19 protein-coding genes are annotated in these 25,396 nt (G+C 64.1%); 14 read left to right on the top strand and 5 right to left on the bottom strand.

Going from position 1 to position 25,396, the window contains the following annotated elements:
• Positions 1 to 22 precede the first annotated feature (22 nt).
• The 3 genes from ISS97_RS00145 (at position 23) to ISS97_RS00135 (ending at position 3,161) form a co-directional block, all read left to right on the top strand.
• Positions 23 to 454, top strand: coding sequence for a GNAT family N-acetyltransferase (locus ISS97_RS00145; RefSeq protein ID WP_379987397.1), 432 nt, complete (start codon positions 23 to 25; stop codon positions 452 to 454).
• A gap of 141 nt (positions 455 to 595) precedes the next feature.
• The gene (locus ISS97_RS00140; protein WP_379987398.1) at positions 596 to 2,557 is read left to right on the top strand and encodes a serine hydrolase domain-containing protein; all 1,962 of its coding nucleotides are present in this window, start codon (positions 596 to 598) and stop codon (positions 2,555 to 2,557) included.
• A gap of 97 nt (positions 2,558 to 2,654) precedes the next feature.
• The gene (locus ISS97_RS00135) at positions 2,655 to 3,161 is read left to right on the top strand and encodes a DinB family protein (RefSeq protein WP_379987399.1); all 507 of its coding nucleotides are present in this window, start codon (positions 2,655 to 2,657) and stop codon (positions 3,159 to 3,161) included.
• On the opposite strand, the gene ISS97_RS00130 is transcribed toward ISS97_RS00135, so the two are convergent.
• Positions 3,074 to 4,300: an FAD-dependent oxidoreductase gene (locus ISS97_RS00130; RefSeq protein ID WP_379987400.1), complete on the bottom strand. Its 1,227-nt coding sequence runs from the start codon at positions 4,298 to 4,300 to the stop codon at positions 3,074 to 3,076. The two genes, ISS97_RS00135 and ISS97_RS00130, sit on opposite strands and share 88 nt — an antisense overlap.
• 183 nt (positions 4,301 to 4,483) lie before the next feature.
• On the opposite strand from ISS97_RS00130, the gene ISS97_RS00125 reads away from it, so the two are divergent.
• Entirely contained in the window at positions 4,484 to 4,750 is a 267-nt protein-coding gene (locus tag ISS97_RS00125) for a 2-hydroxyacyl-CoA dehydratase (protein ID WP_379987401.1), read from the top strand.
• Between the two features lie 17 nt (positions 4,751 to 4,767).
• On the opposite strand, the gene ISS97_RS00120 is transcribed toward ISS97_RS00125, so the two are convergent.
• Positions 4,768 to 5,571 (bottom strand): AraC family transcriptional regulator, encoded by an 804-nt coding sequence (locus ISS97_RS00120; RefSeq protein WP_379987402.1) that lies wholly within the window; start codon positions 5,569 to 5,571, stop codon positions 4,768 to 4,770.
• A gap of 167 nt (positions 5,572 to 5,738) precedes the next feature.
• Here ISS97_RS00120 and ISS97_RS00115 point away from each other — a divergent pair, with 167 nt between their 5' ends.
• From ISS97_RS00115 to ISS97_RS00095, 5 genes are all read left to right on the top strand, one after another.
• Complete coding sequence (locus ISS97_RS00115) at positions 5,739 to 6,005, top strand: hypothetical protein (protein WP_379987403.1); 267 nt, start codon at positions 5,739 to 5,741, stop codon at positions 6,003 to 6,005.
• A gap of 75 nt (positions 6,006 to 6,080) precedes the next feature.
• On the top strand, positions 6,081 to 6,536 hold the full coding sequence (locus ISS97_RS00110; protein WP_379987404.1) for a MarR family winged helix-turn-helix transcriptional regulator: 456 nt from the start codon (positions 6,081 to 6,083) through the stop codon (positions 6,534 to 6,536).
• Positions 6,537 to 6,693: 157 nt separating this feature from the next.
• A complete protein-coding gene (locus ISS97_RS00105) occupies positions 6,694 to 8,166 on the top strand; it encodes an efflux transporter outer membrane subunit (protein WP_379987405.1) in 1,473 nt (490 codons plus the stop codon).
• Positions 8,167 to 8,177: 11 nt separating this feature from the next.
• Entirely contained in the window at positions 8,178 to 9,383 is a 1,206-nt protein-coding gene (locus ISS97_RS00100; protein ID WP_379987406.1) for an efflux RND transporter periplasmic adaptor subunit, read from the top strand.
• Positions 9,384 to 9,545: 162 nt separating this feature from the next.
• The gene (locus ISS97_RS00095) at positions 9,546 to 11,075 is read left to right on the top strand and encodes a DHA2 family efflux MFS transporter permease subunit (RefSeq protein WP_379987407.1); all 1,530 of its coding nucleotides are present in this window, start codon (positions 9,546 to 9,548) and stop codon (positions 11,073 to 11,075) included.
• 68 nt (positions 11,076 to 11,143) lie between these two features.
• On the opposite strand, the gene ISS97_RS00090 is transcribed toward ISS97_RS00095, so the two are convergent.
• Positions 11,144 to 11,668: a lipid A 3-O-deacylase gene (locus ISS97_RS00090; RefSeq protein WP_379987408.1), complete on the bottom strand. Its 525-nt coding sequence runs from the start codon at positions 11,666 to 11,668 to the stop codon at positions 11,144 to 11,146.
• A gap of 220 nt (positions 11,669 to 11,888) precedes the next feature.
• Between ISS97_RS00090 and ISS97_RS00085 the strand changes: the two genes are divergently transcribed.
• From ISS97_RS00085 to ISS97_RS00065, 5 genes are all read left to right on the top strand, one after another.
• Positions 11,889 to 12,482, top strand: coding sequence for a DUF2239 family protein (locus ISS97_RS00085; RefSeq protein ID WP_379987409.1), 594 nt, complete (start codon positions 11,889 to 11,891; stop codon positions 12,480 to 12,482).
• A 39-nt stretch (positions 12,483 to 12,521) separates the two neighbouring features.
• The gene (locus tag ISS97_RS00080) at positions 12,522 to 13,961 is read left to right on the top strand and encodes an MATE family efflux transporter (protein WP_379987410.1); all 1,440 of its coding nucleotides are present in this window, start codon (positions 12,522 to 12,524) and stop codon (positions 13,959 to 13,961) included.
• Positions 13,962 to 14,081: 120 nt separating this feature from the next.
• Positions 14,082 to 15,707 (top strand): multicopper oxidase family protein, encoded by a 1,626-nt coding sequence (locus tag ISS97_RS00075; RefSeq protein ID WP_379987411.1) that lies wholly within the window; start codon positions 14,082 to 14,084, stop codon positions 15,705 to 15,707.
• A 207-nt stretch (positions 15,708 to 15,914) separates the two neighbouring features.
• Positions 15,915 to 17,966, top strand: a complete 2,052-nt coding sequence (locus ISS97_RS00070) for an alkaline phosphatase family protein (RefSeq protein ID WP_379987412.1) — start codon at positions 15,915 to 15,917, stop codon at positions 17,964 to 17,966.
• Between the two features lie 108 nt (positions 17,967 to 18,074).
• A complete protein-coding gene (locus ISS97_RS00065) occupies positions 18,075 to 18,533 on the top strand; it encodes a DUF3617 domain-containing protein (protein ID WP_379987413.1) in 459 nt (152 codons plus the stop codon).
• A gap of 3 nt (positions 18,534 to 18,536) precedes the next feature.
• Here ISS97_RS00065 and ISS97_RS00060 read toward each other — a convergent pair whose 3' ends face one another.
• Together ISS97_RS00060 and ISS97_RS00055 are read right to left on the bottom strand one after the other, a co-directional pair.
• Entirely contained in the window at positions 18,537 to 21,695 is a 3,159-nt protein-coding gene (locus tag ISS97_RS00060; protein ID WP_379987414.1) for an efflux RND transporter permease subunit, read from the bottom strand.
• 218 nt (positions 21,696 to 21,913) lie between these two features.
• On the bottom strand, positions 21,914 to 25,075 hold the full coding sequence (locus ISS97_RS00055; RefSeq protein WP_379987415.1) for an efflux RND transporter permease subunit: 3,162 nt from the start codon (positions 25,073 to 25,075) through the stop codon (positions 21,914 to 21,916).
• Between the last annotated feature and the right edge of the window lie 321 nt (positions 25,076 to 25,396).

Genomic DNA, 25,396 nt, shown 5'->3' with positions numbered 1-25,396 from the left:
CCGCCGAGGGAGTTCGCTAAACATGACTTCATCGATATTTCACGCCGAAACCGACGAGCAAATTGCCGCAACCTTCGATGTCCTGCAGCAGTTGCGCCCGCATCTGGAGCGCGACCAGTACGTGCCGACGATGCGCGCCCTGATGGGCAGCGATGGGTTGCGTGTGCTGGCGCTGGACGACGATGGCGTCGTGCGTGCCGTAGCCACCTACCGTGTGATGAACATGTTGTACTGCGGTCGCCTCGTTTATATCGACGACCTGGTGGCTGACGAGCGCGTGCGTTCGCGCGGCTACGGCGCGCAATTGATCGCATGGATCAAGGATGAGGCACGCTCGCTGGGTTGCAGCGAGGTCCAGTTGATCTCCCGAGTCACCCGCGAGCAGGCCCATCGCTTCTACTTCCGGGAAGGTTTCGGCATCGAGTGTTTTCACTTCCGCACCCAACTTTCGTAACGGGCGCAGGGTGCCGCAGCGCGAGTAGACTCCGCCCGGAATGCCCCACGGCGGGACGTCATGCAACGCTGTGCCGGGCTTGCCGCAAGACCGTCCAACCAACGATGAGGTACCTCCATGCTGAGGCGATGCGTTGCTGTTGTGGTTCTTCTTCTCTTCCTGTCCGCGCCGGCGTGGGCCAAAGATCAGCCGGCCAGCCCGCCCGGAACTGTCGTCAAGGTGGACACGCCGCGAACGACGCCCGCGGGCACCCAGTTCACCGTCCCCGCCGAATGGTCGGTACGCGTCCGGGACGCCGCGGTATTGCTCGACCCACCGGAATCCGGTTCGCATGTCGTGCTGGTCGATGTGAAGGCGACTGACGCGGACGCCGCCGTGGCCGAGGCGTGGAAAGCTTATGCCTCGCCGAAGACATGGCCACTGCATGTCGCCACGGATAGTTCGCCACGCGACAACTGGGACCAGATCCGGGTCTATAGCTACGAAACCTCGGCGAACGACAAGCGCGGCGTTACCGCCATCGCCTTGCGCCACGAAGGCCAGTACACCGTGCTGATCTACGACGTCGACAACGCGGTGGGCGAGAAGCGCGCCTCACAGTTGCGTGCGATTTCCGACCGCTTGTTGCCCAAGGGCTATCAGCGCGAAACCTTTGCGGGGAAGAAAGCGCATCCGCTGGATGCCGCGCGCATCGAAACGCTCAAGACGTTTGTCGACAATGCACGCAAGGCTTATGACGTACCGGGCGTAGCTATCGGCCTGATCGATCACGGCAAGGTGGTGTTCGCCGGCGGTTTCGGCGTGCGCGAGCTGGGCAAGCCAGAACCGGTGGATGCCGACACGCTTTTCATGATCGCTTCCAACACCAAGGCGCTGACCACGCTGATGCTGGCGCGTCTGGTGGATCAGCACCGGTTCGACTGGAACACGCCGGTCACCAAGGTGATGCCGGAGTTCCGCCTGGGCGATGCGGCGACGACCCGCCAGGTCGAAATACGCCATCTGATCTGCGCCTGTACCGGCATGCCGCGCCAGGACATGGAGTGGCTGCTCAACAGCAAGGAGGCGACACCGGCGTCGGTGCTTACAGCGCTGGCCGGTATGCAGCCCACCAGCAAGTTCGGCGAGTTGTTCCAGTACTCCAACCTGATGGCTGCCGCGGCGGGCTACGTCGGCGGTCACATGCTATATCCGAAGATGGAGCTGGGCGCCGGTTACGACCTGGCGATGCAGAAGCAGGTGTTCGATCCGCTTGGCATGCACCTGACCACCTTCGACTACGCAAAGGCGTCGGTCGGTGACCACGCCACGCCGCATGGCCTGGATGTGGATGGCCACACGGCGGTCGCTGGCATGGGCATCAATGATTCCATTCGCGCCGCACGCCCGGCCGGTGCGGCATGGAGTGCGATCAGCGACATGCTGCGCTACGTGCAGATGGAACTCGATGAAGGCACGCTGCCCGACGGCAAGCGGTATGTATCGAAGAGTGCCCTGCTGGAACGGCGCAAACCCAATGTTGCACTGGGCACCACTGCCAGCTATGGCATGGGCCTGATGGTGGATCACACCTGGGGCGTACCCGTGGTGCACCACGGCGGCGACCTCACCGGCTTCCACTCCGACATGCTGTGGCTGCCCGAGCAGGGCGTGGGCGCGGTGATCCTCACCAACGCCGATGCCGGCGTTTTCATTCGCGGCCCGTTCCAGCGACGTCTGCTGGAGGTGTTGTTCGACGGCAAGCCGCTGGCCCAGGGCGATATCGACGCTGGCGTGAAGCGGCTCAAGCAGCAGATTGTGGCCGAGCGCAAACGCCTTGTCGTGCCGGCCGATGCGGGTGAAGCATCCAAACTTGCCGGGCGTTACCAGAACGCCGCACTGGGCACGATCCAGGTCGACAAGAACGGCACCGCGACTCTGTTCAACTTCGGTGCCTGGGGCAGCGACGTGGCTTCGCGCAAGAACGACGACGGCTCGCTGTCCTTCGTCACCATCTCGCCCGGTGTGGATGGCTTCGAATTCGTGGTCGCCGGCACGCCGGCCAGGCGCCAGCTGGTGATGCGCGACGGCCAGCATGAGTATGTGTATGACGAAGTGAAATAATGCAGCGAGGCTGGACCGGCCGGGCGTATCTGCCAACCGGTCCAGCCCTGCCCTGCCGTTGGGCAAGGATGGCCATCCCAAACAAACCGGTCCGCATATGCCCCATCCAAACCGCCTGCCGATGTTGATGCGTTACACCGCGTGGGCCAACGATTTGCTCTTCCAGTCGCTGGCCAAACTGCCGGAGGAGGCATTGGTCGAGAAACGGCCGATCGTGTTCGGCAGCATCCTGCGCACGCTCAATCATGTCCATGCGATGAGCTGGGTATGGCGCTGCCATCTCGAAGGTGTGCCGCACGGCCTTACTACGCGCAACCCGCCCACGGCCCCGCCGTTCGCCGAGCTTCGCGAAGCGCAGGCTGCACTTGATGCCTGGTATGTCGCATACGCGGAGGGCTTGGACGCAGCCGCGCTGGCCGAGGTTATCGACTTCACGTTCATCGGCGGCGGCGAAGGTGCGATGTCGCGCGAGGACATCCTGCTGCACGTGGTCAATCACACGACCTACCACCGCGGTCACACGGCGGGACTCATGTACCAGATTCCCGTGATGCCGCCGACCACCGATCTTCCGGTGTTCCTGCGCGAGTACGCGTCGGCCTGAGGTAGCGGGTTACCCGCGCCGTCGCTGTTGTTGAAGTTGCCGGTGTCGCCTATCACTTGCACCAGCAGACCGTCACTGCGCGGCACCATGCTGAGGCCGTGCATGCTCAGGCCGTAGTTCACTTCCGGCTGCGGGATCAATCGTGCGGTCTGGCCGCGCACGGGAATGACGGAGTCGTCATTGAATAGCGCTCTCGCGCCGTAACCGGTGGCGTTGATCAGTGTGTGCTCTGGCAGTTTTTGCAGCTCACGCGGATGCTGGAAATCGCGCACTTCGATCTTGCCGCCGGCCGCGAGGAAATCGCCCATCAGCATGCGCGCATAGCTACTGATGTTGAACATCAGCGTGGTGTAACGGCGCGCGTATGCCTGCGGAAAAGGATGGCTGCCGGCTGGCAAAGCGACCGAGCGCGGGGTCAGGTCGCGCACGCGGTCGTAGAGCTCGCCGTACTCCGGTTCATCGGCAGGCTCGCTGCCTGATTGGCCGGGCGGCGAGTCGGACAGGTAATAGCCCTCGATCCATTCGATCGGCTTGCCTGGCAATCCCAGCAGACTTTGGTATTTCGCGAAGGAGATACGCGTCATTTCCTCCCAGCGCGCGCCAAGCGCGTCGGCATGCGCGGCGTCGCAGATGCGCGAGTCGGGTGTCCACAGTCCGGATGCGCGCATGGAGTACACGTCCGGCGGCAATTCCTTCGCGTAAATGCGCACCGACAGACCTGCGCGCTGCGCCAGCAAGGCCGACGTGAGCCCCAGTGCGCCGCAGCCGATCACACCCAACTCGCGCACGCCGGTGCTCTGCGCGAGATGCAGTGCGAGCGTGCTCGAACCCCACGACAACGACCAGCCGCTGCCGCCATGCCCGTAGTTGTGCACGATGGCCTTGCTGCCAATGCGCTCCATCTCGATGCGCGGTCCGGCTGCGCGGAAGGGGCGGGTGCAGACGTACACGCCAGTGATCCGGTCCACGCTCGCCTTGACCGGCGCGAGCTCGACGCCGTCCGGGCGCATGCGGATCGATGGCGGCGCAGAAGCGGTCTTGGCGGTGGTCGTTGGCTGCGTGGCACAGGCGGCCAGACCCGCGGTGGAGGCGACGGCCAGTGTGGTGCCGGCCTGGCGCAGAAAGTCACGTCGTTGCATGGAACACTCCGAATCCGGTGGAACGCGCTCCCATCCCTGTGGAGCCGTTCGAGGCGGATCAGGGGGCGTTATCCGGATTTACTTAGCCGACCCTCGGCGCGAAAGCAAACGATCCGTGGATAGCAGCGCGATCGAAAAACGGATCGTGCGAAACGTAGCCTTCCGACGATATGCTCTGCGTCCATGAATATCCCCAAAGACGCATTCCGGCGCTTTCAGGAAGAGCTTGCCGCCCTGGACCGCAAGGAACTGCCGCCCGAAAAACTCACCGGCAGCGCCCGTCTGGAGCGCGCGAAAGAAGATTTCCTGACGCTGAAGAGGCGTTATGGCCTGACCGTGGCCGATGTCGTGGCGTTCTTCCCGGAAGAAGAAGGCATCGCCTATCTGCAGCAGCTGATCGTAGCTAATGAAACCAAGCCCAAGCGCGGCAGGAAGCCCAAGGCACCCTGAGCCTCGCTGAAGTTTCGCTAGGCCACCATCTGCCTCGCGAAATACCGTCCCGGTGATTGGCCGAAGCTGCGCCGGAACATCGCCACAAACGCACTCACGCTCGCATAGCCCAGGGCATCCGCCACGCTGGCCACCGCTTCGCCGCCGGCTAGGCGCTCCAGCGCGCGCGTCAGCCGCGCCTGCTGCCGCCACTGCGCAAAGCTGTTGCCGGTTTCGCTGCGGAACAGCCGTGTGACGGTACGCGGCGACAGGCCAGCCCAGTCGGCCCAGTCTTCCAGGGTGCGCACGTCGTCGGGGTGCTCCAGCACCGCCAGGGCGATGCGTTGCAGGCGGCGGTCGGTGGGCATGTTGAGATGCAGCGGCTCCTGCGGCGCGCGGCGCATCTCGTCCATCAGCACGCTGAGTACGCGTTCCTGTTCCTCGTCCAGATCGTCCTGCATCACCCAGGTACTGGCGCGATGCACCAGGGCGCGCATCAGGTCGTTGGCGCCCAGCACACAGGTATGACTCGGCAGGCCGCACGCCGCCTCCGGCGCCACGAACACGCCCCAACCATTAGTGGCCTCGATCTTGCGCACGGTATGCAGCACGCCTGGCGGCAGCCAGCCCACGCGATGAGGCGGCAGCATCATCGCGCCTTCGCTGGTACGCAGAGTGAGCAGGCCCTTCTCCACGTAGAAGAACTGGCCGCGCAGATGGCGGTGCCAGTCCGATTCGGCCGCAGGCATCGGCTCCTCGGCACTCGCCTCGTCGAACACGAAGGCGATCAGCGCCGGGCCGGCGGCGCTTTCGATGCGCTGGAAGATCTCGTGACGTTTCATGGCGTGTTCTAGATAAAAATTGTCTTACTAACGATATCAGGCCAAAGCAGGCGCCGCCTAATCTTGTAAACCTGCGCCATCCCCGTGGCGCCTCCCTGTCCGCCAGCCGCGCGCAGTCACGCCTAAGCCACTGCGGACGTCCTTCCCTCAACAGGCAGGAGATCGGCATGTCACCCCAAGACTCGCCGTCCATTCCGATGGACGCCGCCGAGGCGCTCACCCGCTTCGTCGTCAGTGCTCAATTGATGCTCGACCCGCTCACCCCGGAGGCCATGCGCCGCCAGGTGGAGCCACGGTTGCTGGAAACCTTGCCCACCTTGCAGGCGCTAGGTGTGTTCGAACTGTTCGCCATCCGCGATCCGGCCCTGCACGCGCTGGTGCAGGACGAGCTGTCCACGCGCCGGCGGCTATTGCTACAGGAGGCCGCGGCCTGAACATTTGCTAAAACAAAGGCTGCCTGTAATATATTTGCCTTGACAAATATTCTCACGGCAATAGAATGCGCGGCCATGAACACAAACTCCATCCCGCCCGTCCCCCAGGAAAGCCTCGGCATGCTGTTGTGGCTGGTCCGCACGGAAGTGGTGCGCGCGATGGAGGCCGAGCTGGCGTCCAAGGGACTGGACCTGCGTTTCACCCAGTACCTGATATTGAAGCGCCTGGGCCTGATGGGGCCGATGTCGGCCACTGAAACGGCCCGCGCCGTAGAGCTGGATGGCGGTGCGATGACTCGCCAGCTCGACCAGCTCGAGCGCAAAGGCTATCTGCGCCGCCGTCCCCATGAACAGGATCGGCGGGCACTGCGCATCGAACTCACGACAGAAGGTGCCGCGTTGCTGCAGGACATGGCGAGCTGCAATGAGCGGGTGCTCGAGGCTGCGCAACGCTCGCTGAGCGAAACGGAACGACTGCAGCTGCACGACTACCTGTCGCGCGTGCTGCAGATGCTGCGCGACAAGACCTGATATTTCCAGGCGACGCAGGAAGCGTCGCTTGCGCCCCGGCACGCAGGTGCCTGAGCGATAGAGACGAGCCCGGACAGGTGCCGGGTTCGCCAACTCGAAAACAGCCAGGACGGCGGCTCTTCGAGATATCCAAAACTTTTCTTCTCGGAATACGACCATGCGTCTGCACACTATGGCGGCGGCGATCGGACTGACTCTGGCGTTGGCCGGTTGCGTCAGCAGCGGCGGTATTCATCCGTCCGGTTCGCTGATGGAAGCATCCTCCCTCAAGAGCGAGCACAGCCTCGACGGCATCACCGTGTCCCCTGCGGCGTGGCCGCAGCAGGATTGGTGGACGGCGTTGGGCGACGCCCAGCTCGACAGCCTGATCGCCGAAGCGCTGCGCGATAACCCGAGTCTTGCCGCCGCCGATGCGCGCGCGCAGCAGGCGCAGGCCGCGGCCGGCGTCGCCGATGCTCAGCGTGGCCCGACCGTCAACGGCGGCGCCAGCGTGGCCGGCGCCCGTCTGCCTCCCGCGCTGTCGCCCGGCGGTGACAGTCATTTCTCGCTCGCCAAGTACGGCTACGCCAGCTTCAACTGGGGTCTCGATCTGTGGGGTGGCAAGCGCGCCGCGTGGGAGGCCGCGCTCGGCCAGGCCCGCGCCGCGGAAATCGATCGCCAGGCCGCGCGCATCGAACTGTCCACCAATGTCGCCCGCGCCTACACCCAGCTTGGCTACGCCTATGCGCAGCAGGATGTGGCGAAGGCGGAACTGGAGCGCGCCAACCGTGCGCGCGATCTGACCCGCCAGCGCGTGAGTGCCGGTATCGACAGCCAGTTGCAGCTCAAGCAGAGCGACAGCGAAGTGGCGACGGCCGAACAGCAACAGGTGGTGGCGACGCGCGCCATTGACGCTGCGCGTTCGTCGTTGTCGGTGTTGCTTGGCAAAGGTCCGGATCGCGGCCTCGACCTCGCTCGCCCGCAAGTGCTCAAGCCGACCGCGCTGACGGTGCCGGGCAATCTGTCGATGGATCTGATCGGCCATCGTGCCGATCTGGTCGCCGCGCGCTGGCGCGTCGAAGCGGCGAGCAAGGACATCAAGGTCGCCAAGACCGAGTTCCTGCCCAACGTCAGCATCGGCGCTATGGCCGGCCTGTTGAACATGGGCGGCGGCAACCTGTTCACTCTGAAAAACCGTTTCTATGAACTCGGTCCGTCGGTGAGCCTGCCGATCTTTGATGGCGGCCGTTTGCGCGCCAACCTCGCCGGCAAGGATGCGCAATACGACCTGGCTGTGGCGCAGTACAACCAGACCCTGGTGGCCGCCACCAACCAGGTGGCCGATGACTACAACGCGCTGCAATCCGTACAGCAGCAGATCGAAGCGCAGCAGCGCGCGCTGGATGCCGCCACCCAAGCGTGGCAGTTGTCCGACCAGCGCTACAAGGCCGGTATCGGCAACTACCTGGAAGCCCTGATCGTGCGCCAGCAGTTGCTGCAGGCCCAGCAGCGCATGGCGGCGCTGCAATCGCAGCAGGTCGATCTTTCGGTGCAGCTGATCCAGGCGCTCGGCGGCGGCTATCGCCCGCAGGCCGAAGCGCACGAAGTTGCCGCCGCTTCCACTTCCTCCGTTTCCGAACGTTCTCTCTGAAGGCTATCCCCATGTCTAGCCAAACTCCGCTCGCGGCCGACAACACAGCCGCTACTCAACAACCGCCGCAGAAGAATCGTCGCGGCTTCCTGCTGCGCCTGCTCGGCGTCGTGGTGGTGCTGGCCATCATCGGCTGGACCGCGTGGTACTTCCTCGACGGCCGCTGGTACGAAAGCACCGACGATGCTTACGTCAACGGCAATGTGGTGCAGATCACCCCGCAGGTGCCCGGCACCGTGGTCACCATCGGCGCCGATGATGGCGACCGCGTCCACGCCGGCGATGTGCTGATCAAGCTCGACGGCAGCAACACCCAGGTGGCGCTGGCGGAAGCCCAGGCCGGCCTTGCCAGCACCGTGCGCAAGGTGCGCGGTCTCTACAGTAATGTGTCTGGTGCGCGGGCCGACGTGGCCGCGCGCAAGATTGCCGTCGACAAGGCTCGCCAGGATTTCAACCGTCGCCGCGATCTCGCCAAGTCCGGCGCGATCTCCGCCGAAGAGTTGTCGCATGCGCAGGACACGCTGACCACCGCCGAAAGCGCGCTTACCGCCGCGCAGCAGCAGTACCAGACCAGCAAGGTGCTGGTGGACGACACCGTGGTCGCCTCTCATCCGGATGTACAGACCGCCGCCGCCAAGCTGCGTCAGGCTTACCTGGACAACGAGCGCACCACGATCGTGGCGCCGGTGGACGGTTACGTCGCCAAGCGTTCCGTGCAACTCGGCCAGCGCATCGCTCCCGGTGCGCCGCTGATGGCCGTGGTGCCGCTGCATCAGGTGTGGATCGACGCCAATTTCAAGGAAACCCAGCTGACCCATATGCGTATCGGCCAGCCGGTGGAAATCACCACCGATGTGTACGGTAGCTCGGTGAAGTACAAGGGCACGGTGCAGAGTCTCGGCGTGGGTACGGGCAGTGCGTTCTCCTTGCTGCCGGCGCAGAACGCCACCGGCAACTGGATCAAGATCGTGCAGCGCGTTCCGGTGCGTGTGTTCTTCAGCGATCCGAAGCAGCTCGATGATCATCCGCTGCGTATCGGCCTGTCGACGGATGTGGAGGTAAGCCTGCACGACCAGAACGGCCCGATGCTGGCGACGCAGGCGCCGACCCAGCCGGCCTTCAGCACCGATGTCTATCAGAAGCAGTTAGCCAAGGCCGATGGCGTGATCGAGCAGATCATCCACGCCAACATGGCTGGCAGTGATGTGACGAAGTAATCCAGCGGCTCAACTCCTCCCCCTGCTAGCAGGGGGAGGTTGGGAGGGGGTGAGTCCTTGCGACGGCGTTGCAAGGCTCGCGGGGCTTGACCCCACCCCGACCCTCCCCTGCTGCACGCAGGGGAGGGAGCCGAATCCTTAAGCGGAGTGTTGCGAGTCATCATGAACACCCAATTCCGTCCGCCCAACATGGTGCTGGCCACTATCGGCCTGTCGCTGGCGACCTTCATGCAGGTGCTGGACACCACGATCGCCAACGTGTCATTGCCGACCATCGCCGGCAACCTCGGCGTCAGCGTGAACCAGAGCACCTGGGTGATTACCTCGTTCGCGGTGAGCATGGCGATCTCGCTGCCGCTCACCGGCTTTCTCACCCGCCGTTTCGGCGAGGTGAAGATGTTCATGTGGTCGACCCTGCTGTTCTCGTTGGCCTCGTTCTTGTGCGGTATCGCGCAGAGCATGCCGATGCTGATCCTGTTCCGTGCCCTTCAGGGTGCGGTGGCCGGCCCGATGTATCCGGTGACGCAGGCGCTGTTGATCTCGATCTACCCACCCGCCAAACGCGGCATGGCGCTCGCGCTGCTGGCGATGGTGACGGTGGTGGCGCCGATCGCCGGCCCGATCCTTGGTGGCTGGATTACCGACAACTATTCTTGGCCGTGGATTTTCTTCATCAACGTGCCCATTGGCATTTTCGCCAGCATGGTCATCGCCAACCAGATGAAGGGACGCAATGACGTCACCCAGCGGCCGAAGATCGACTACGTCGGCCTGATTACCCTGATCATCGGTGTCGGCGCGCTGCAGATCGTGCTGGACAAAGGCAACGACGAAGACTGGTTCAACTCTACTTTTATCGTCATCACGACCATCGTCGCAGTGATCGGCATCGCCGTGTTCCTGATCTGGGAGCTCACCGACAAGGAGCCCATCGTCGACCTGCGCTTGTTCCGGCATCGCAATTTCCGCTGGGGCACGCTGTCGCTGGTGCTGGCCTACGCCGCGTTCTTCGCCATCGGCCTGCTGGTGCCGCAATGGATGCAGCGCAATCTCGGCTACACCTCGACCTGGGCCGGCTTCGCCAGTGCGCCGCTAGGCATCCTGCCGGTGCTGCTCACTTTTATCGTGGGCAAATACTCCACGCGTTTCGATCTGCGCCTGATCGCGTCAGTCTCGTTCCTGGTGATGGGCGCCACGAGTTTCCTGCGCTCGGAGTTCTTCCTGGACATCGACTTCATGCACATCGCCGGCGTGCAGTTGCTGCAAGGTCTGGGTGTGGCGCTGTTCTTCATGCCGGTGACCACGATCCTGCTGTCCGATCTGCAGCCACATGAGATTGCCGCAGGCGGTGGGCTGGCGACCTTCCTGCGCACGCTGGGTGCAAGCTTCTCGGCGTCGCTCACCACCTTCATGTGGGATCACCGCGCGATCGTGCACCACGCGCAGTTGAGCGAGCACATCACGCCTTATGACGCCACCGCCCAACAGGCATTGAGTACGCTGGGCGGCGGCGATCAGCAAACAGCAGGCGTGATGATCAACCAGATGATCACGCAGCAGGGTTACCAGATCTCGTTCAACGAAGTGTTCCACGTGCTCGGCTGGATCTTCGTCAGCCTGGTGCTCGTGGTGTGGATGACCAAGCCGCCATTCACTGCGAAGGGCGGACCTTCGGCAGGTGGCGGGCACTGATACTGCCCGCGCAAATAACAACGGCCCCGAACGGGGCCGTTGTTATTTCCAGTCGTGATAGCGGAGTTTTAGATATCCAGACCCACACCCACCAGCGCCATCGTCTCGCCGCGGTTGGGGCCATGCGTGCCGCCGTTGGAGATGTGGCGGATCTGGAAGCTGACGTACTTGCCCTGCCAGCCGACGGTGTTGACGAACTCGCCCACGCTGCTCAGCGCCTGGGTGCGGCCGGTCTGCACCGCGCCTTGCAGGCTGTAGAAGAAGCCGTGGTACCAGTCGCTGTCGCTGCCGTAATGCAAGCGTGCGCCACCGGCGACCAGCCACACGTCATCTTTCATGGTGTAGCGGGCGTGCTCGTAGCGGCGTCGATCGCGACCGCCGATCCAGCCCACCGATACATCCGGTGACCAGGTGAAGCGGCTATTGCCAATCGTGTGAGGTGCGAAAACGGCTTCCACAAAAGCCGTATTGGTGCCGAAAGTGTCCATGTAGCTGCGGCCGCCCTGCACTTCGATATGGGTGGCGGAAGCCGCGGTGGCGAAGCCGATCAGAGCGAGAGCGAGGGTGCTGCGGGTGAGGTTGCGCGAAAGCATGGAGATTGCCTTTAAGAACCTGGTTCTTTTTGTGAACTATATGGTTCAATAAGTGTCGTCGATGAGGGGTGAAGTCGTAAATCCCTGCATCTCAGACACAGCGTTCCTCCAGTGAGAACAACGACGGAAGCCCTCTTCCCGATTATTTACCCGGATTTTATTGACGCCCCACTTTGATCCGGGCAAAATCCGCGTCGCATCATTTTGTCCGGACTAAATCATGAGCCCCAGTGACAGCCATACCTGCACCGCTTTCGATGGTCACCGTCTGATCGCCTCCGGTCCGCTGGCCGAAGTCGCGCTCGCCACCAAGCACGCGCTCGACGCCGGTGCCACCGGTCCGGTACTCGTCTTTGACGACCAGAGCAGCTTGCCGGTGGAGATCGATTTCCGCGGCACGCCCGATGACGTGCTGGCGCGCCTGGCGCTCGCCGCGCCGGAGACCGACAAGCCCACCGCGCGCGGCCCTGGCCGCCCCAAGCTCGGCGTAGTCGCACGCGAAATCACCTTGCTGCCCCGGCATTGGGACTGGCTCGCCAGCCAGCCGGGCGGCGCCTCCGCCACCCTGCGTCGTCTGGTTGAGGATGCGCGTCGTGGACACCGCGAACGTGCGCGTCGCTCCAGCGAAGCGCTCGACCGCTTCCTGCAAGCCATGGGTGGCAACCTGCCGCATTACGAAGAGGCTTCCCGCGCTTACTGGCGCGGCGAGCGGGAGCGTTTCGAAGAACTCCTACGCGACTGGCCCGCGGATGTGCGCGACCATGCACGCCGTCTCGCCGCGGCTTCATGGGATGACGCCGTCGCTACGACCTGATCCGGTCCAACCGCTTTCCCCTTCCCTGGAATTTCCCGCATGTCTGCACTTGCCGCGCGTCAGCCGCTGCTTACCGAAGGACCGATTGCACGCACCCTGCTGATGTTCGCCTTGCCGATCCTTGGCAGCACGGTGTTGCAGTCGCTCAATGCTTCCGTGAACGCCATGTGGATCGGCCACTTCATGGGCGAATCCGCCCTGGGTGGCGTGAGCAACGCCAGCCTCATCGTATTTCTGCTGCTCACGGCGGTGTTCGGCGTGAGCATGGCCAGCACCATCCTGGTGGGCCAGAGTCTGGGTGCGCGCAACATGGTCGAGGCCAAGCGCGTGGTGGGCACCGGCGTGAGCTTCTTCGTCGCGCTGTCGGTGGCCGTGTCCGTTCTCGGCTACTTCAACACCGAATGGATGCTGCGCACGCTGGGTACACCGCCTGACGCGCTGTCTTACGCGACCCCCTACCTGCGCATGATCTTCGTGGCCATGCCGTCGATGTATTTCTACAACTTCCTGATGATGACCCTGCGCGGCGCGGGTGACGCGCGCACGCCGCTCGCGTTCATGGCCATGTCAGTGTTGCTGGACATCGCGCTCAATCCGCTGCTGATGTTCGGCTGGGGTCCTGTGCCGGCGATGGGCATCGTCGGTTCGGCCACGGCCACGCTGATCTCGCAGAGTGTCGCGTTGATCGCGCTGCTCGCCACGCTTTATGCGCGCAAGCATTTCCTGCGGCTCACGCGCGCCGAGCTGGCTTATCTGCGACCGGACGCGACCATCCTGCGCTCGCTGATCTTCAAAGGCCTGCCCATGGGCCTGCAGATGATCGTGATCTCTTCCTCGGCCATGCTCATGATGCACCTGGTCAATGGCTACGGTTCGCATACCACGGCGGCGTACGGCGCGGCTTCCCAGTTGTGGAACTACGTACAGATGCCGGCCATGGCGATCGGTGCCGCGGTGTCATCGATGGCCGCGCAGAACGTGGGCGCGCAGTTGTGGGATCGCGTAAGCCGCATCGCCAAGGTTGGCGTGGCCTACAACTTCTTGCTCAGCGGCGCGCTGATCGCAGTGATTTACGTATTCAACCGCGCCGCGTTGAATCTGTTCCTGCCCGGCCATGGCGAAGCGCTGACCCTGGCCCAGCATCTCAACATGATCGCCGTATGGTCCTTCATGTTCTTCGGCGTCACCTTCGTGTTGTTCGGCGTGGTGCGCTCCACTGGCGCGGTGTGGCCGCCGCTTGTGATTCTCACCATTTCGATGTGGCTGATCCGTCCGCCGTTCGCCTATTCGCTGATGCCCAGCATTGGCGCGGATGCAATCTGGTGGAGCTTCCCGCTGGGCTCGCTGGCTTCGATGCTGATGGCCATGGCCTATTACCGCTGGGGCGGGTGGCGCAAGGCACGCATGTTGTCGGCACCGGTGGGTAAACCGGCGATTGCGGAAAAGGTCGCACCGGCAGTAGCGGAAGAGGTGGAATAGGCGCCGAATCGCCGGCGCTGCCACGCCACTGTCATTTGCGTTTCCTAACGTGCGTCGGATGATCGGCGCACGTTCTTCCCGCAAGCCCGCCTGTATGTCCAGCAAGGACATGCTCCGCGCATGAGCGTGTCGCGCCGCCAGTTCCTGCTTGCGACTGGCGGTCTGCTTGGCCTTCCTGCCCTCGGGGCATGGCGCGCAGCATGGGCGCACGACAGCCGCATGCTGGCCGCGCAACTTGCCGAGCCCAGGCAGTCGCTGATCAACCCGGCGACGCTGGCGCGCTTCGTCGATCCGTTGCCGATCCCGCCGCTGCAGGCGCCGCAGGAACATCGCGCGCATCCGGCGTATCCCCAGCGCAAGCTGCCTTACTACCGGATGGAGATGCGCGCATTCCAGTCGCGCCTGCATCGCGACCTGCCTCGCACGACGCAGTGGGGTTACCAGGGAAGCATGCCGGGCCCGACGCTGCAGGCCGTGCGCGGTGAACCCATGTTGGTGGAATGGGTCAACGCGCTGCCGCAGCAGCATCTGTTGCCGGTCGACCATCGCATTCATGGCGCGGAGCGCTCGAAGCCGGAAGTACGCGCCGTCACCCATGTGCATGGCGCGCGCGTACCGGCGGACAGCGACGGTTGGCCGGAAGACTGGCTCGCGCCCGGCCGCTCGGTGCTGTACCACTACCCGAATGCGCAGGATGCCGCGACGCTCTGGTATCACGATCACGCCATGGGCATCACCCGCCTCAACATCTACGCAGGCCTGCTGGGTGCGTTCATCGTGCGCGATCCGGAAGAGCAGGCGCTGGGTCTGCCTTCCGGCGAATGCGATCTGCCGCTGATCCTGTGCGACCGCCTGATCGCGCAGAATGGCCAGCTGTACTACCCGGTCTCCGACGATCCGGAAGCACCATGGGTGTCGGAGTGCTACGGCAACGCCGTGCTGTGCAATGGCAAGTTGTTCCCTTATGCCGACGTCGAACCACGCCGCTACCGCCTGCGCCTGATCAACGCGGCGAATGCGCGACACTTCAATCTCTCTTTGAGCCATCGCCACGCGTTCATGCAGATCGCCAGCGATCAGGGCCTGTTGCCCGCGCCGGTCGAGCGCGAACGCATCGAGCTCTATCCAGCCGAGCGTGCGGACGTGGTCGTGGATTTCGCCGGCATGGACGGCCAGACCATCGAGCTGCGTGACCAGTCGGATGCGATCCTGCAGTTCCGTGTGCGCGATCGCGGCCGTCGCGATACCGCCGCACTGCCTGCCGTCCTGCGCGCCGTGCCGCGCATCGATCCGGCGACCGCCGTGTGCGATCGCGTGCTGACGCTCGGTGAGATGGACGATGCCAACGGCGGCGCGATGATGATGATGCTCGGTGGGAAGCACTGGTCCGCGCCGATCACTGAAACGCCGCGTCAGGACAGCGTGGAAATCTGGAGCCTGGTCAACGTCACCGGCGACGTGCATCCGATCCATCTGCATCTGGTGCGCTTCCAGGTGATCGAGCGGCGGCCGTTCGATCTGTTCGCATGGAATGCGCATCGCACACTCAAATACACCGGGCCCGGCGTGCCACCACCGCCGCACGAAGCAGGATGGAAAGACACCGTGCGCGCCGATCCCGGCATGGTCACGCGCATCGTCATGCGCTTCGAGGGCGAGCCCGGACGCTACGTGTGGCACTGCCATCTGCTCGAGCATGAAGACAACGAAATGATGCGTCCCTTCATGCTGCTTCCCCGCACGTAAACACCGCTATTTTCTGCGTTTGCGCAAAGGCTTGCGCCTTGTCGCGGCACTGTCATGCACGGCGTCTTCGTTGTCGCGCGATCGCCAACGGAACGTCATCCACGCGGACCAGACTTTCGCGTGGCCGGCTCGCTATCCGCTAGCGCCGGCCGAACCAGGGGGATCACTCGACGGCAGCCTTTCCGCAGGCCTGCAGGAGTACCAGTCATGCCCATTTCGTTCGGCCGCAAGCGTTTCCTTCCGCTCGTTCTTGGTGCGCTAGTCACCGGCCTGGCCGGCGTCGTCAGCGCACAGGACACCACACCACCTGAGCAGGACGCGCATTTCCGCCATGACCTGCCGCGTGCCGGTGTCACACCGCGCAGCGGTGTGCCTGGCGGCATCCAGATGCTGCACGCGCCTGGTGATGCACAAGATCGCAGCAACCGTACCCGCACGCCGATCAAGCACGTCATCCTGATCATCGGCGAAAACCGCACCTTCGATCACGTGTTCGCCACTTACACGCCGCCGAAGGGACAGAGCGTGCATAACCTGCTGTCGGAAGGCATCGTCAAGGCGGACGGTACGCCCGGCCCGAACGTGGCTCTCGCGCAGCAATGGCAAGCCACCAATACCGGTGCCTACTCACTCGCGCCGACGCGCACCGCACCGTATGCGGCGTTGCCGGCGATGAACACGGGCGGCGCACCGACCCAGCCGTACTTCGCATCCGCCGCGCAGGCGCAAGCGATCGAACCGGGTCTGCCCACCGGCGACTACGAGCAACTCGCCAGCGGCGGCACCGGCTTGCCGAACCATGTGCTCGACACGCGCTTCCCCAGCCATCTGCCGAACGCGCCGGTCGATATGAGCGCCTCGCTCAGCTACAACGACTACGCCAACAGCCCGGTGCATCGCTTCTTCCAGATGTGGCAGCAGCTCGATTGCTCGCATATGGCCGCCACGCCGGCGAATCCGAGCGGTTGTCGCAATGACCTGTTCCCCTGGGTGGAAACCAGCGTAGGCGCGGGCGCCAACGGCAAGCCACTGCCGGCCGGTTTCAACGAGCAGACCACCGGCGAAGGTTCCACCGCCATGCAGTTCCTCAACATGGCCAAGGGCGACGCGCCCTACTTCGCGGAGCTGGCGCGTACCTACGCGTTGAGCGACAACTTCCACCAGTCGGTGATGGGCGGCACGGGTGCCAATCACATCATGCTCGGCTTCGGCAGCCTGATTTACTACGCCGATGCCAACGGCCGTCCCACGGTGCCGCCGTCCAACCAGATCGAGAATCCCGATGCCCAGCCGGGCACCAACAACTGGTACGTGCAGGATGGCTACGGCGGCGGCTCCTACGTCAATTGCGCCGACGACAGCCAGCCCGGCGTCGATTCGATCAAGGACTATCTGCACGGCTTGCCGTATCGCAGCTTCCGCGGTGGCGACTGCCAGCGCGGTGCGTACTACCTGGTAAACAACTACAACCCCGGTTATCTCGGCGACGGCACGCCGGCACCGCTGGGCGCCAGTCAATTCACCATCCCACCGACCCGGCAGGAAAACCTCGCCCTGCTGCTGACCCGCCATCACGTGAGCTGGAAGTACTACGGCGAAGGCTGGGGCAACGGCAAGGAAAACGGCGAGGCCGGCACCTACTGCAACATCTGCAACCCGTTCCTGTATTCGACGCAGGTGATGACCGATCCCAAGCTGCGCCAGAACAACCAGGACCTCAACGACCTGTATACGGACATCCAGAACAACACCCTGCCCGCCGTGTCCATCGCCAAGCCGGACGGCATCCTGGACGGCCACCCGGCTTCGTCCAAGCTCGGCGTGTTCGAAGGTTACGTGAAGAAGATCGTCGACATGGCCAAGGCCAATCCGGACGTGTGGAAAGACACCGCGATCATGGTGACCTTCGACGAAGGCGGCGGCTACTGGGATTCGGGCTACATCCAGCCGATCGACTTCTTCGGTGACGGCACGCGCATTCCGCTGCTGGTGATCTCGCGCTACTCCACCGGCGGTCGCGTGGTGCACACGTACTACGACCACGTGTCTTTCGACAAATTCGTCGAAGCCAACTGGCGCCTGCACGAGCGGATCTCGCCGCGCGGCCGTGACAACCTGCCCAACCCGATCGCGCTGGCCAGCAATCCGTACGTACCGGTGAACGCACCCGCGATCGGCAATCTGATGAGCATGTTCGACTTCGGCTATGCCCGCGCGTCGGATCACGAGGATGACGACGACAGCGACGCGCAGAACTGACGCATGACGCGTCCCCGCGCATGCCAAGGGGCATGCGAGGCCACGGTGCCGGCGCCAAGGGATATGGCGCCGGCAGGCGGGGTTCACCAAGCATCGCGGAGTTCAGACATGACTATTCGTGACACAAGGCAGCACTGGCGAACCTGCCTGCACAGCACCGCGGCGCTTGCGCTCGCTTTCGCCGTCTGGGCGGCACATGCCGACTCTGGCGATTTCCAGGCCATGCCTGGTCTATGGAAGATCGTCACGCACACCGTCAAACATGGTCGCGCCGGTCCGGATGGCGTGGAGTGGCGTTGCGTGGATGAAGACGCCGATCCCTGGGCCGAGTTCGCCCGCCTTGCACCTTCCGGTGCTGAGCGTTGCGAACGCGCCGACGAACAACGCAGCCGCACATCGCTGGCGTGGAACATGAGCTGCGCCGCACCGGTATCAGCAAAGGCACGGGGCAAGATCGACTTCGATACGGCAGAGCACTACAGCGGGAGTGTCACCAGCGATAGCGGCACGGAGCTGGTTCACGTCGAAGGCCGCCGCTACGCGGCCTGCACCAGTCCCAAGGATTAAGCGTCAGGCCGCCTGACCCGCGGCCTTCAACGCGCGCTTCGCTTCCTTCCGCGCTTTGCGTGCCGCCTTGCGCACCTTGCGATCGTAGTTCCACAGATAGATCGCCGGCGTGCTCAGCAAGGTCAGCAGCTGCGACACCAGCAGACCGCCGACGATGGCTACACCCAGCGGCTGGCGCATCTCCGAACCCACGCCGAAGCCAATCGCCAGCGGCAGCGCCGCGCCCATCGCCACCAGCGTGGTCATGGTGATCGGCCGGAAGCGCACCAGCGCGGCTTCGCGAATCGCGTCGGGCGGCGACAGTCCGCGCTCGCGCTGCGCGACCAGGGCGAAGTCCACCATCAGGATGGCGTTCTTCTTCACGATACCGATCAGCATCAGGATCGCGATGATCGCCATCAGCGTGAGCTGGGTCTGCGTCACCAGCATCGCCAGGAACGCGCCCATGCCGGCGGCCGGCAGGGTGGAAAGAATAGTGAGCGGATGGCCCAGGCTCTCGTAGAGAATGCCCAGCACGATGTACATCGCCAGGATCGACGCCAGCAGCAGCACCATGCCGTTCGACTTGGCCTGCTGCAGACGCTGGTTGTCGCCGGTGAATTCCACCTTCACGCCCGCCGGCAGGTTCACTGCGATGGCGGCCTGCTGGACCAGGGCCACGCCACGGTCCTGCTGCACGTTCTCAGCGAGGTTGTAGCGGATGGTGGAGGCTTCCAGCTGATTGTGATGGCGGATGCGCGTAGGGCTGATGTTGGGCTGGATGCTCGCCACCGCGGACAGCGGAATCATCAGGCCCTGGTTGTTGCGCACGCGGATGTTGAGCAGCGATTCCGGGCTGAGCGACTGCGCCGCAGCTGAAGTCAGCACCACCCAGTACTGGTTGATGTCGGAATAGATCACCGACACCTGGCGCTGGCCGAAGGAATTGAACAGCGCGGTATCGATCATGCCCATGCCCACCTGCAGGCGGCTGGCGGCTTCGCGATCCACCTTCAGCAATTGCTGCTTGCCGGTGAGATCGAAATTGCTGGTGACGTCGCGCAGATCCTTCAGGGTGCGCATATAGCGCACCATCTTCAGGGTCCACGGCTGCAGGTCATCGCCGCTGGTGCCGATCAACTGGAACTCATACTTGCCGCCGCCGTCACCGCTGCCGCCGCCGCCGAGGAACTGCACGAGGCTCAGCGACACCTTGATGTCCGGCAGCAGGTCGTAATGCTTGCTTAGGCGCTCCATCACCTTTTTGGCGCTGTCGTGGCGATCGTTGGGGCCGCTGCCGAGCGGCTTGAGGTCGACGAACATGCTGCCCGCATTGCCTACGGCGCCATTGCCGTCATTCGAGCCCAGCGTGGTCAACACATCGAGCACGGCCGGATCGGCCTCCATGATCTCGGCGGCGCGCTTGGCTCGCGCGGCCATCAGGGTGGGCGAGATATTGGCGTCCGCGCGGATGTCGCCCTGGATCATGCCGATGTCTTCCTCCGGCATGAAATTGCCGCCGGCGGTCTTTACCACGGCAATGCCCAGCACCACGGTAAGGACCAGCAGCAACAGCGGTTGCCAGCGCATGATCCGGCGATGGTGCATGGCCCAGTCCAGCGACCGCTCGTAGATGCGGTGCAAGCCGCGGTCGAAGCGCTCCAGCGCCGCCTCCATCCGGCCTGGCGTGCGGGCGCCAGGCTCGTCGTGGGTAAGAAAGTAGGCGCACAGCGCGGGTGTCAGCGTCAGCGACACCAGTGCCGAGATCACCACCGCCACCGCCAGGGTCACTGAGAATTCGCGCAGCAGCATGATCAGCATGTTGTTGCCGAACAACAGCGGCGCAAACACCGCCACCAGCGACAAAGTGATCGATATCACGGTGAAGCCGATCTCGCGCACACCGATCAGCGCCGCCGGCAGCGGCTGCTCGCCATGCTCCATATGGCGCACGATGTTTTCGATCACCACGATGGCGTCGTCCACCACGAAGCCGATACACAGCACCAGCGCCACCAGCGACAAGGTGTTGAGGGTGTAGCCGAGGAAGTACATCACCACGAAGGCGCCGGCCAGCGACAGCGGCACGCTCAGCGTCGCGATCAGGGTCGGCCGCAGCCGGCGCAGAAACACCAGCATCACCAGCACCACCATCACAATACTGATCAGCAGCGCGACCTGTACTTCATGCAACGCCGACTTGGTGGTCTGGGTGAGGTCGAAGATCGGTGTGATCACCACATCCGCCGGCATCCACTGGCGGAACTCCGGCAGGCGCTTGCGGATCTCGTCCACGGTGGCGACGGCGTTCGCCTCGGCGCGCTTGCTGATCTGCATCGCCACCGTGGTTTTGCCGTTGAACCAGGCACCCTGATAGATATCCTGCTGGCCGCTGGTGACCCTGGCCACATCGGAAAGCCGCACCGGCGTGCCGTTCTTCACCGAGATCAGCAGTTTGGCGAAGTCCTCGGGCGTATGCAGCGAGTCGTTCGCGGTGACGGTGGTCTGCGTGTGACCGTCGCTGAGGACGCCCTGCGGCGAAGTGACGTTGGCCGCGCGCAAGGCATTGCTTACGTCGTCCGCGCTCAATTTTTTTGCGGCCAGCGCATTGGTATCCAGCTCGATACGCACCGCGTGCGGCGTGCCACCGAACACTTGCACCTGCGCCACGCCCGGTACCTGCGCCACAGCGGGCTTGAGCAGGGTGTCGGTGAGGTCGTACAGCTTGTCCGGTGGCAGGCTGGTCGAGGTCAGCGACACCAGCAGGATCGGAATCTGCGAGGTGTCGAATTTGAAGTACTGCGGCAGCGTCGGCATGCCCGAAGGCAGATCCACCGCGGCGGCGTTGATGGCCGCCTGCACATCGCGTGCGGCCTTATCGGCGCTGCGCCCGAAGTTGAAGCGCACCTGCACGGTGGCCGAGCCTTCGGTGGCATTGCCGTACATCTCTTCCACGCCGGGAATGCGGCCCAGGTGACGTTCCAGCGGTGCCAACACGGTGGTCGCCATGGTCTGCGCGCTGGCGCCGGGCATCGAGCTCACAATGAACACGCCGGGAAATTCCAGCGACGGCAATGCCGCCACGCCGAGCAGCCGATAGGCGAACAGCCCGGCCAGCAGCAAGCCGAGGGCCAATAGCGAAGTCCCGACAGGACGGCGGATCAGTGGCGCAAAGATATTCACGAGGTTTCCGTACCGGTCTTTCTTTGTGCGGGTCGCACCCGGCCGTTACGGCCAGGCGGCGGGGATAGGGGCGCGTCAGCGCGCGCGGCGCCGGGGGCGTGGGCAATCATATTCGACTATATGACCCGGCCGGCGTGACGAACGTATGTGCCTGAAGTCCGTCCCTGCCGAAAGGCACGGAACATCCGGGCTTTCACCGATGCAAGCCAAAGCCCGGCCTACGCCGTCTGCGCGGTGCCCTTCAATGCCCGTTTCGCGGCGCGTTTCGCTCGACGCGCGGCCTTGCGCAGCTGGTGATCGTGATTCCACAGGTAGATCGCCGGCGTGCTGAGCAAGGTCAGTAGCTGCGACACCAGCAAGCCACCGACGATGGCGACGCCCAGCGGCTGACGCGTCTCCGAGCCGATGCCGAAACCGATCGCCAGCGGCAGCGCGGCGCCGATCGCCACCAGCGTGGTCATGGTGATCGGGCGGAAACGCACCAGCGCGGCCTCGCGGATCGCCTCGGGCGGCGACAACCCGCGCTCGCGTTGCGCGACCAGGGCGAAATCCACCATCAGGATCGCGTTCTTCTTCACGATGCCGATCAGCATCAGGATGGCGATCACGCCGATCAGCGACATCGGCGTCTGCGTGATCAGCATGGCCAGGAACGCGCCCATGCCGGCCGCCGGCAGCGTGGAGAGGATGGTCAACGGCTGGCCGAGGCTCTCGTAGAGCATGCCGAGCACGATATACATCGCCAGGATCGAGCCGGTCAGCAGCAGCCAGGTGTTGTTCTGGCTCTCTTCCAGCTGCTGGTTCTCGCCGGTGTAGGCCAGCTTCACGCCAGCCGGCAGTTGCACGTGGTCGAGCACGTCCTCGATCAGCTTCATGCCCTTGTCGCGCGGGAAATCCTGCGGCAGGTTGTAATAAATGTTGGCCGACTCGAGCTGGTTGTAGTGATTGACGATCGACGGCGAGACATTGGGCTCAATGTGCGCTACCGCCGACAGCGGCACCATGCCGCCCGTCATATTGCGTACGTAGGTGTTGAGCAGCGTCTCCGGGCTGAGCGAATGCTCGGCCGATGAGGTGAGCACCACCCAATACTGATTGATGTCGGAATAGATGATCGACACCTGGTTCTGGCCGAAGGCGTTGTACAGCGCGGTATCGACCATGCCCATGCTGATCTGCAGCCGGCTGGCCGCGTGGCGGTCCACGCGCAGCATCTGCTGCTTGTCGGTGGCGTCGTAATCGCTGGAAACGTCGCGGAACGTGCTGATCGCACGCATCATCTTGGTGACCTTGAACACCCACGGCTGCAGGTCGACGGCGCTGTTGCTGCTGATCAGCTGGAAACTCTCGCTGCCGGTACCGCCGCCGCCACCGCCGCCATTGAAGAAGCTGAGCGAGTTCAGCGACACCTGGATTTCGGGGAGCACTTCAAACTGTTTACGCAGGCGGGCGATGACCTCGTCGATGTGCTCCTTGCGTTCGCCCGGGCCGTTACCGCGCGGCTTCACGTCGATATACATGGTGGCCTGGCTGCCCACCGCGCCGCCGGCATTGTCACTGCCGAGATAAGTGGTGACATCGCGAATGGCCGGATCGGCCTGCACGATCGCAGCGGCGCGCTGGGCGCGTACCGCCATCAAGGTCGGTGAAATGTTGGCGTCGGCGCGAATGCTGCCGCGGATCAGGCCGATGTCCTCTTTCGGCATGAAATTGAAGCCGGCTGTTTTCACCACGGCCATAGCGAGCCCGATGGTGAGCAACAGCAGGATCAGCGGCTGCCAGCGCATCAGGCGGCGATGATGCAGAGCCCAGTCCAGGCCGCGCTCATAGGTGCGGTGCAGGCGGCGATCGAAACGTTCGACCGCGCGTTCGATGCGACCGGGTTCGCGCGAGCCGGGCGCTTCGTGGGTGAGCAGACGGCCGCACAGCGCGGGGGTCAAAGTCAGCGAAATGACCGCCGAGATCACCACCGCGGCAGTCAGCGTCACCGAGAACTCGCGCATGATCAGGGTGAACTGGCTGTTGCCGAACAGCAACGGCACGAACACCGCTACCAGCGACAGCGTGATCGACACCACGGTGAAGCCGATCTCACGCACACCCACCAGTGAAGCCGGCAGCGCCTGCTCGCCGTGCTCCATATGGCGCACGATGTTCTCGATCACCACGATGGCATCGTCGACGACGAAGCCGATACACAGCACCAGCGCCACCAGCGACAGCGTATTGAGCGTGTAACCCAGCGACCACATCACCACGAACGCGCCGGCGAGCGACAACGGCACGCTGAGCATGGCGATCAGGGTGGGCCGCAGCCGGCGCAGGAACACCAGCATCACCACCGCGACCATCAGGATGCTGAGCAGCAGCGCGATCTCTACTTCGTGCAGCGCCGACTTGGTGGTCAGTGTGAGATCGAAGATCGGCGTGATCTGTATATCGGCCGGCAGCCACGACTGCATCTCCGGCAACTTGGTGCGGATCGCGTCGGCGGTGGCGACGGCATTGGCTTCGGGCCGCTTGCTGATGCGCACCGTGACCGAGCGGGTACTGTTGAACCAGGCGGCCTGGTATTCGTCCTGCTGGCCGCTGACCACGTGTGCCACGTCGGAGAGCCGCACCGGTGTGCCGTTGCGCATCGCGATCAGCAGCGAGGCGAACTCCTCCGGCTCGTGCAGCGCATCGTTGGCGGTCACCGTCATCTGCGTCACGCCATCGCTCAGCGTGCCTTGCGGCGAAGTGACATTGGCCGCGCGCAGGGCATTGCGCACGTCATTGGCGGTGAGCCCCATCGCCGCCAGCGCGGCGTTGTTCAACTCCACCCGCACCGCCTTGGGCCGCCCGCCGAACACGCGCACGCGGGCGACGCCGGGGATCTGCGACAAGGTGGGCTTGACCAGTGTATCGGCCAGATCGAACAGCTTGTCCGGCGGCAGCGTCCGCGAGGTCATCGAGAGCAGCAGCACCGGCATCTGCGCTGTGCTGAACTTGAAGTACTGCGGCGGCACGGTGAGGCTCGAGGGCAGATCCGGCGCCGATGCGTTGATCGCCGCCTGCACGTCGCGCGCCAGCTTGTCGGTGGATTTGCCCGGCTCGAACAACAGGATGATCGAGGTGGAGCCGTCGTTATTCTCCGAACTCATCTCCTTGATGCCGGGGATGCGCCCAAGGTGCCGCTCCAGCGGCGCCGCCACGGTGGAAGCCATGGTCTGCGCGCTGGCGCCGGGCACTTCGGCGTAGACCGACATGCCGGGGAATTCCAGCGCCGGCAGCGCGGCGACGCCGAGCAGCAAGTAGGTCCAGAACCCGGCGAGCGCCAGGCCCAGGGCCAGCAGCGAGGTGCCGATCGGTCGACGTATCAGTGGTGCAAAGATGTTCACGCGTTCCCCGGACCACTTGGGTCTTGCGCCTTCCGTTCACGGGGGTGGACGGTCTCCTTGGCGTAGCGGGGGGACTTTATGCTGGTGGGGCGGGCGGCGAATGTGCCTGAAGTCCGGGCTGTGTTCGGCTCGTCATCCCTGCGTAGGCAGGGATCCAGTGGCGTTGTCGCCCGGTTTTAGTGTCTGCGTGTTCTGGCTCGCCTGCGGCGGGCTTCCGCCTCGCTGCCGCGAGTCGGGTCACTTTTCTTTGCTTGCCCAAAGAAAAGTAACCAAAAGAAAAGGCACCCCTCTTACGCGCCCTCCGGCTTCGCCTGCGGGTTC

Source organism: Dyella koreensis (assembly GCF_044904565.1).
GTDB lineage: Bacteria > Pseudomonadota > Gammaproteobacteria > Xanthomonadales > Rhodanobacteraceae > Dyella_D > Dyella_D koreensis.
The sequence above is the reverse complement of the archived record's forward strand: the minus strand, read 5'-3'. Positions and strand labels throughout refer to the sequence as shown.